The 6,131-nt window shown below is 69.7% G+C and carries 9 protein-coding genes and 1 pseudogene; 6 read left to right on the top strand and 4 right to left on the bottom strand.

Annotation, left to right across the window (positions count from 1 at the left end):
* From Q0L11_RS12000 to Q0L11_RS11985, 4 genes are all read left to right on the top strand, one after another.
* Nucleotides 1-708 (top strand): sterol desaturase family protein (locus Q0L11_RS12000; RefSeq protein ID WP_296597512.1); only part of this gene is annotated, 708 nt, incomplete at its 5' end.
* Between the two features lie 13 nt (nt 709-721).
* A complete protein-coding gene (locus Q0L11_RS11995; RefSeq protein ID WP_296597511.1) occupies nt 722-1,228 on the top strand; it encodes a helix-turn-helix transcriptional regulator in 507 nt (168 codons plus the stop codon).
* Complete coding sequence (locus Q0L11_RS11990) at nt 1,225-1,635, top strand: VOC family protein (protein ID WP_296597510.1); 411 nt, start codon at nt 1,225-1,227, stop codon at nt 1,633-1,635. Before Q0L11_RS11995 ends, Q0L11_RS11990 begins: the two co-directional genes overlap by 4 nt.
* 78 nt (nt 1,636-1,713) lie before the next feature.
* Nucleotides 1,714-1,923, top strand: coding sequence for a hypothetical protein (locus Q0L11_RS11985; RefSeq protein ID WP_296597509.1), 210 nt, complete (start codon nt 1,714-1,716; stop codon nt 1,921-1,923).
* Nucleotides 1,924-1,926: 3 nt separating this feature from the next.
* On the opposite strand, the gene Q0L11_RS11980 is transcribed toward Q0L11_RS11985, so the two are convergent.
* Both Q0L11_RS11980 and Q0L11_RS11975 read right to left on the bottom strand, forming a co-directional pair.
* A complete protein-coding gene (locus Q0L11_RS11980; RefSeq protein ID WP_296597508.1) occupies nt 1,927-2,889 on the bottom strand; it encodes an NAD regulator in 963 nt (320 codons plus the stop codon).
* Nucleotides 2,886-3,479: an HD family hydrolase gene (locus Q0L11_RS11975; RefSeq protein ID WP_296597514.1), complete on the bottom strand. Its 594-nt coding sequence runs from the start codon at nt 3,477-3,479 to the stop codon at nt 2,886-2,888. Before Q0L11_RS11975 ends, Q0L11_RS11980 begins: the two co-directional genes overlap by 4 nt.
* 159 nt (nt 3,480-3,638) lie before the next feature.
* Between Q0L11_RS11975 and Q0L11_RS11970 the strand changes: the two genes are divergently transcribed.
* On the top strand, nt 3,639-4,451 hold the full coding sequence (locus tag Q0L11_RS11970) for a universal stress protein (protein WP_296597507.1): 813 nt from the start codon (nt 3,639-3,641) through the stop codon (nt 4,449-4,451).
* Between the two features lie 32 nt (nt 4,452-4,483).
* A complete protein-coding gene (locus Q0L11_RS11965; protein WP_296597506.1) occupies nt 4,484-4,858 on the top strand; it encodes a hypothetical protein in 375 nt (124 codons plus the stop codon).
* Nucleotides 4,859-4,911: 53 nt separating this feature from the next.
* On the opposite strand, the gene Q0L11_RS11960 is transcribed toward Q0L11_RS11965, so the two are convergent.
* Both Q0L11_RS11960 and Q0L11_RS11955 read right to left on the bottom strand, forming a co-directional pair.
* Nucleotides 4,912-5,724 carry a hypothetical protein gene (locus Q0L11_RS11960; RefSeq protein ID WP_296597505.1) on the bottom strand — a complete coding sequence of 271 codons (813 nt, stop codon included), beginning with the start codon at nt 5,722-5,724 and terminating at the stop codon, nt 4,912-4,914.
* An 89-nt stretch (nt 5,725-5,813) separates the two neighbouring features.
* Nucleotides 5,814-6,131, bottom strand: a pseudogene (locus Q0L11_RS11955) (ATP-binding protein); the annotation flags it as partial.

The raw sequence follows: 6,131 nt of genomic DNA, 5'->3' as shown, positions 1-6,131 counted from the left end.
CTGTTCACGATCCCGATGACGGCGATCTGGGCCTGGGTGGCGATCTTCCTGCTGGAAGACCTGACCTACTACGTCTTCCACCGCCTCAGCCACGAGCGGCGGTTCTGGTGGGCCAGCCACGTCAACCACCACACGAGCCAGCACTACAACCTGTCGACGGCGCTGCGGCAGACGTGGACGGGCGGCGTGGCCGGGACCTGGGCGCTCTGGCTGCCGCTGGCCTGGCTGGGCTTTCCGCCCGCGATGATCGCCATCCAGAAGGGGATCAGCCTCGTCTACCAGTACTGGATCCACACCGAGGCGATCAAAAGGCTGCCGCGCTGGTTCGAGGCGGTGTTCAACACGCCGTCGCACCACCGGGTGCACCACGCGCGCAACGCCGTGTACCTGGACCGCAACTACGCGGGCATCCTCATCGTCTGGGACCGGATGTTCGGGACGTTCCAGCCCGAGCTCGACGAGGAGCCCTGCAAGTACGGGGTGGTGAAGAACCTGGCGACCTTCAACATCCTGCGCGTGGCTTTCCACGAGTGGGTCGCCATGGCCGCCGACGCCGTCCGCCACCCGCGCCACGCCCTGGGCTATATCTTCGGGCCGCCGGGCTGGAGCCACGACGGCAGCCGCGAGACCAGCGCGACGATCAAGGCCCGGGCGGCGGCGACCAGCGATGCGTCCGCCGCCAGGGAGCCGATGGACGCTGCCGCGTGAGGCGTCGCGGGCCTTGAGCGCAACGACGACCCGGGACCCGGGGCGGGCGAGGGATCTGGACCTCCTGCGTCGGCTGTTGCGGGCCAAGGACCGCATGGACGCCGCCTCCCACGAGGAGTGGCCGGTTGAGCGCCTGGCCCGGGTCAGCGGCGTCTCCCCCGCCCACTTCGCGCGCTCGTTTCGCGACGCGTTCGGCGTGCCCCCGCATCGCTACCTGCTGAGCCGGCGCCTGGAGCGGGCCAAGACCCTGCTGCGCGACACCGACCTGTCGATCACCGAGATCGCGTTCGAGACTGGCTGGAGCAGCCTTGGAACGTTCGGGCGCACGTTCCGGGACGTGACGGGGGAAAGCCCCGGCGAACTGCGGGCGCGGGAACAGGCGGCGGCGCATGCTCGCGACCGGGTCCCGGCCTGCTACCTTGCCGCCGCCTATCGGCCTGACCTCAGGATCGCAGTTTCGGAGAAGCGGCGGCAGGAGGCCGAGGCTATCAACGGGGCCGAGACAACGGAGGCCCCATGACCCAAGGCGTGAACGTCGCCGGCGTGTATGTCCGCGATCAGGACGAAGCACTCGAATTCTACGTGGAGAAGCTCGGCTTCCGGGTGCACACCGACGCGCGGAACGGCGACTACCGCTGGCTGACGGTGCAGCATCCCGACCAGCCGTCGTTCCAGTTGGGCCTGTTCACGCCCCAGGCGCCGCTGGTGGATCCCGCCACCGCCCAGGCGCTGAACGAGGCGGTGGCCAAGGGCGCCATGCCGCCGCTGGTCCTGATGGTCGACGACTGCCGCGCCGCCTATGAGCGCATGCACGCCCGCGGCGTCGAATTCACCCAGGAGCCGGTCGAACGCTACGGCGCCGTCGACGCCAGCTTCCGCGACCCGTCCGGCAATGGCTGGAAGCTGATTGAGGGCCGGGGCGGCTAGCGCCCGCTCGCACCCGTCATCCATTCCTCATTTCAACCTGGCCTCGCCACGTGCGGGGGCCGATGGGAGAGCTGTGACATGAGCCTGCTGATTCGCCAGATCCATCGCTGGCTGTCGATCGCCTTCACCCTTGGCGTCGCCACGAACACCTTCGTCATCTTCGGGCTGGGGCAGAAGCAGCCGGCCTCCTGGGTCTATCTGCTGGCCCTGATCCCCCTGTTCGCGTTGCTGGCGAGCGGCCTCTACCTGTTCGCGCTGCCCTATGTGCGGCGGCGGGCCGGCGCCTGAGGTTCAGTCGCGCAGCAGCGGCAGGGCGAGGCCCCCCACCGGCCGGGCGCCGAGGATCTCGCGGCGGAAGCGGAAGAGTTCGGCGGGGCGGCCGCCGGTGTCGGCGTCGAGCCGGCCCAGGCCCTCCACCAGCTCGGCCCGCTCCAGGGCGCGGCGGAAGTTCTGCTTGTGCAGGGGCACGCCGGCGATGGCCTCGACCGTCCGTTGCAGGGCCGAGAGTGTGAAGGCGTCGGCCATCAGCTCGAAGACCACCGGGCGGTACTTGAGCTTGCCGCGCAGGCGTCCCAGCGCGGTGGCCAGGATGCGTCGGTGGTCGGAGGCCATGGGCTCGCCCAGCGCGGCCGTGAGCGCCTCGGCGCGGGCCGGAGCGGCCTCGCCGCGGTCCCGGGCGGCCTCGGGGGCCAAGCCGGCCTCGTAGAGCAGCTCGTAGCGCTCCAGCACCCGCTCCTCGTTCCAGGGCGCGCCGTCCAGGGCGAACAGCAGGCGGGCTCGGGCCAGGCGCTGGGCGTCGTTCCCGGCCCAGGCGCGGAGGGCGGCCTCGATGGCTTCGAACGCGGCCGGGCGGCCGGCGCGCCAGTCCTCCCATGGAAAGATGCGCGACCAGGCCCGCCACTCGCTGCCGGCGAAGTGGGTGTCCACCGCGGCCGGGGCGAGGGCGAGATAGCCGACCGAGATCACCCGCGTAGCCGTGCTGCCCGCGCCGAGGTTGGCCAGCGGCGCGTCGCGGCCCTTGTCGCCGAAGGTGTAGAGCTGTTCGACATAGCCCAGGTCGAACCGTGTCTGCTCGGTCACGAAGGCGCGGAGGGCGAGTTCGAAGGTGCGGTGGCCATCCGGGTCGAACGGGCCGAAGGGCAGGGTGGTCAGATCGCCGCCGGCGGTCTTCTGGCGCACGGTGAGCGCCACGGCCTCGCCGTCCTTGATGGCCACCACCACCGCCGACAGGCCGATGACAAGCGAGCTGGTCATTCGGTGTCGAAGGCCTGGGCGTGGCTGACATAGCCGGCCGCCTCGGACAGGACCTCGAAGCGGCGGACGTAATGCGCCTGCGCCTCGAACGGCGCCTGGGGCTCGATCGTCAGGCTGTACCCCTCAGGCGGCGGCCCGAAGAAGTCCAGGCTCTCGGCGTGGCTGAAGCCGGCGAGCTGGGTCGCCTCAAAGAACGCGCAGGCCCGGTCGGCCTGCTTGATCAGCTTCTTGATTGCGACGGGGGTCTTGGCGGGCAGGCCAAAGCGGACATGGATCGCCGTCTCGAGACGCTCCTCGAAGACCTTGTAGTCGACCCCCAGCGCGGCCTTGAAGGGACTGATCATGTCGCCGATCACGTATTCGGAGGCGTCGTGGAGCAGGGCGGCGAGCCGCCAACGGGGTTCGATGTCGGGCTGGATGTGAGCGACAATCTCCTCGACCACCACCGAGTGCTGCGCCACGGAGAAGGCGTGCTCCCCGATCGTCTGGCCGTTCCAGCGGGCGACGCGGGCCAGGCCGTGGGCGATGTCCTCGATTTCGATGTCCATCGGCGAGGGGTCGAGCAGGTCGAGCCGGCGGCCCGACAGCATCCGCTGCCAGGCCCGGGGCGCCTCCTTCGTGCGACGCAGCCCTTTCCTCACACGCGCATTCCTTCCAAAGTCGAGGTCGTGAACTGGCCCAGCGACTGACAAAGATCAATCCGCGCCGGAACACGATAGAAGAGGATGGGGCGTGAAGAGGATGCACAAATGAGCTGGGCCCGCATCATGGCGCCGCTTTCCGGTGGTCACGGCGACGCCGCCACCGTCGCAGCCGCGAAGCTGATCGCCGAGCCGTTCGGGGCGGAGCTCGCCTGCGTCTACACGCCGGCCGACGTCGCCGACGTGATGCCCTGGATGGGCGAAGGATTCCTGGGCGGCGTGCAGACCACCGCGCTCGAGTCGCTGAAGGAGGCCACCGCCGCCGGCGAGGCCAATGCGCGCAAGGCCGCGGCCGGCGCGGGCTACGCCAAGAGCCAGTTCGTGGCGTTGCAGACGCCGGTCTGGGCGGGGCTGTCGGCCGAGAGCCGGCTTTCGGACGTGGTCGTCTTCACCGACGACCCGGCGCGGGGGCGCGGCCCCCTGGCCGAGGCCTTTCAGCAGATGGTCGCCGACGAGCAGCGCCCGGTGCTGGTGGCCCGGCCCGGCCTCAAGGTGGGCGGCGTGGCGGCCGTGGCCTGGGACGGCGGCAAGGAAGCCTCGCGCGCCGCCCGGCTGGCGACGCCGCTGCTTGAGAAGGCGTCCAAGGTGGTGATCATCGCAGCCCCGAAGGCCAGTTCGCGCACCTTCGACCCGGCCCGCCTGCAAAGCTATTACGCGGCGCGCGGCGTGGCGTCCGAGGTCGAGCTGCTGACCGACAGCGGGGATGCGGCGCCCGCCATCCTGCACGCGGTGGCCGCGGCCGGGGCCGACATCCTGGTGGCCGGCGCGTTCGGCCACCCGCGGCTCCAGGAGTTCATTTTCGGCGGCACGACCCGTACGCTGCTGAACTCGGACAGCCCGAGCCTGTTTCTCTCGCACTGACGCTTAGATCTGAGATTCCAAGAGGTGACGCCATGACCCTGTCGCGCATCGTGATGCGACTGGCCCGCAATCCCGGCACGGAGTTCGCCGGCGGCGACGATCATCGCGGCTATTCGCTGACCGCGCCCCTGACCCCCGACGGCATGCTGGACGAGGCGGCCTATGGGAAGACGCGCGACGCGTGCACCGTGCGCCGGTTCGCCCCCGACGAGGATCCGGTGGACGGCCGCCTGGCGCGCAAGGGCCAGCGCTGGTTCTTCGACTACGACCAGGACGACTCGGCCGACGACGAGCCGGTCCACCGCCTGGGCCAGCACCGGTTCGCCGTGGGTGAATATGTGACCGTCACCGACGAGGATGGCCGGCCGCTGACCTACAAGGTGGTCGAGGTGCAGCCGGCGGCCTGAGCCGGCCAATCCAGAAGCTCAGCCCCTAAGGGTGAGGCATGCGAACGGCGGGGTCAGACCCCGCCGTTTTTGCGCACGAGCTTCTTCACGTCGGGATAGATGTCGTGGCCGTCGGGGCCTTCCGACTTCGACTTCACGACCGCCACCGTCAGCGGGCCGCGTTTCGGGCCGCCCGCCTCGTAGCCGACGAAGCGGTAGCCCTTCGGCAGGTCCTCACCCGTATAGATGAACATCGCGCGCACGCCGCGCTTTTCGCGATTTAGGGCTTCGCCGCGCAGGCGGACGTCGCGGTAGATGCGGACAGTGGCGCCGTCGTCGTTCGCCTTCACCTTCAGCGGGCCGATCTGGACGTCGGCCGTGTCGTTGGCGTCGTCGGCGACGACGTGGATGCCGGGAAGATCGACACGGGTCTTGCCGTTGGCGTCGGTCACCACGCCCTTATGGTCCTTGCTGTCGACGGTCACCTTTATGTCGAGGCCGTTGGTGTCGTCGCGAGCTTCCTTCGCGGCCTTTTCAGCCGCCTTCACCGCCTCGGAGCCGGCCACCGCAGGCTCACCGGCCGGCGCGTCCTTCTCTTCGGACGGCGGGGACTCGGGGGCCGGCGTGCGATCGGCCAGCAGCGTCTTCTCGATCCCGGCGAGGGTGGCGTCGGCGCTGCCCGTGACGTTCACGAGTTGCAGGGTCACCTCGGCGCCGCCGCTGGTGGCATAGGTGCAGGTCTTGCCGTCCGGCGCGACCGAGGTCCGGGTCAGATCGCCTTGTGTCGCCGGGCAGTCGAGCGCCGCGCGAACCGGCGGAACCTTGGGCCCGCACGCGGCGGCGGTCAGGGCAAAGGCCGAGGCGGCGACGATATACAGCGGCTTCATATGAAAAGGGCTCCGTCCGTTCCTTTAGAAGGTGGTCGGAGCCCTCCGGAAAGGCGAGTGAATTCGGCGTAACGCCGCCGGGGCCGGCGTTACTGCTGACCCGGACGCGCGGCGCCTTCGCGGCGGGCCAGGAACGCCAGCCGTTCGAACAGGTGCACGTCCTGTTCGTTCTTCAGCAGGGCTCCGTGAAGCGGCGGAATCAGCTTGGTCGGGTCCTTCTCGGCCAGCGCGTCGCCGTCGATATCCTCGACCATCAGCAGCTTCAGCCAGTCCAGCAGCTCGGAGGTGGAGGGCTTCTTCTTCAGGCCCGGCACCTTGCGCATGTCGTAGAAGATGCGCAGCGCCTCGGCGACCAGCTTGTTCTTGATCCCCGGATAGTGGACGTCGACGATCTCCTGCATCGTCTC

This window comes from Phenylobacterium sp., from assembly GCF_024508875.1.
Taxonomy (GTDB): Bacteria; Pseudomonadota; Alphaproteobacteria; order Caulobacterales; family Caulobacteraceae; genus Phenylobacterium.
This window is presented reverse-complemented; position numbering and strand designations above follow the sequence as displayed.